This is a genomic window from Rahnella ecdela (genome assembly GCF_019049625.1).
Lineage (GTDB): Bacteria > Pseudomonadota > Gammaproteobacteria > Enterobacterales > Enterobacteriaceae > Rahnella > Rahnella ecdela.
Genome location: NZ_JAFMOY010000070.1, coordinates 1 through 1,238, shown reverse-complemented (window position 1 = coordinate 1,238; position 1,238 = coordinate 1). Strand labels below are relative to the sequence as shown.

Here is a 1,238-nt window from a genome sequence, read left to right as displayed (position 1 = left end):
GACCCTGTAAATAATTCTGTGTAACTGCCATCGTATTAAAGGTGAGCGCTCAGGCGGTCACCGAACTCGATAATAAAACGACTCATCGCCAGCCGCCAGTTTTGGATCGGCATACTCCATTTCTTTGACGCATCCTTGATCGCCAGATAAATAACTTTTCGCACCGAGTCGTCCGTCGGGAACACCTTTCGCTTTTTGATGGCTGCACGGATAACGCTGTTCAGCGACTCGATGGCATTCGTGGTGTAGATTGCCTTGCGGATATCAGGCGGGTAGCCGAAGAACGTATTGAGATTTTCCCAGTGCGCACGCCAGCTTTTGCTGATTTGCGGATATTTATCGTCCCAGACACCCGCGAACGTATCCAGCGCCATCAGCGCTGCTTCCTCTGTCGGAGCCTGATACACCGTTTTCAGCCCACTGGTGACCGCTTTGTAATCCTTCCACGACACGTATTTCAGGCTGTTGCGCACCATATGGATGATGCACAACTGGATGTGCGTCTGAGGATAAACGCTGTTTATCGCATCCGGGAAGCCCTTCAGCCCGTCCACGCAGGCAATCAGGATATCCTGAAGCCCCCGGTTTTTAAGCTCTGTCAGCACACTGAGCCAGAACTTCGCTCCTTCATTTTCTGCCAGCCACATACCCAGCAACTCTTTCTGACCTTCGGTATTAATGCCCAGAGCGAGGAATACGGCTTTGTTAATCACGCTGCCCCCGTGACGAACCTTCACCACGATACAGTCAAGATAAACAATGGGATACAGTGCATCCAGAGGTCGATTTTGCCACTCTGTCACCTGTTCTTTAACTGCATCGGTGACTTTAGATATCAGCGTGGGAGACACGTCCGCATCGTACATTTCCTTGAACGTGGCGACGATTTCACGGGTCGTCATGCCTTTGGCGTACAGGGATAAAATCTGGCTGTCCATCTGCGTGATGCGCGTCTGATTTTTCTTTATCAGCTGAGGCTCAAAAGTGTTTTCGCGGTCACGGGGTGTGTTGAGTTCAATCTCGCCATCATCGCAAAGCAACGTTTTTGACGAATAACCGTTACGGGTATTAGAGCCTGTTTTAGGGGCGTTTTTCTCGTGTCCGAGGTGGTCAGTCAGCTCTGCATTGAGCGCTGTTTCGACAGTAAGCTTGGTCAGCATACGGGAAAACGCATTGAGATCGGCTTCGGTTTTAAGGCCTTTAGCCAGTTCAGCCGCAAGGGCTTTAAGTTTCTTTTC

Annotated in this window: 1 protein-coding gene; it reads right to left on the bottom strand. The window is 50.5% G+C overall.

Features of this window, described 5'->3' with window-relative positions; translation table 11 throughout:
- Positions 1-35: 35 nt before the first annotated feature.
- Positions 36-1,238, bottom strand: a 1,203-nt coding sequence (locus J1784_RS00365; protein ID WP_217147591.1) for an IS256 family transposase, incomplete at its 5' end; no start/stop codon positions are given.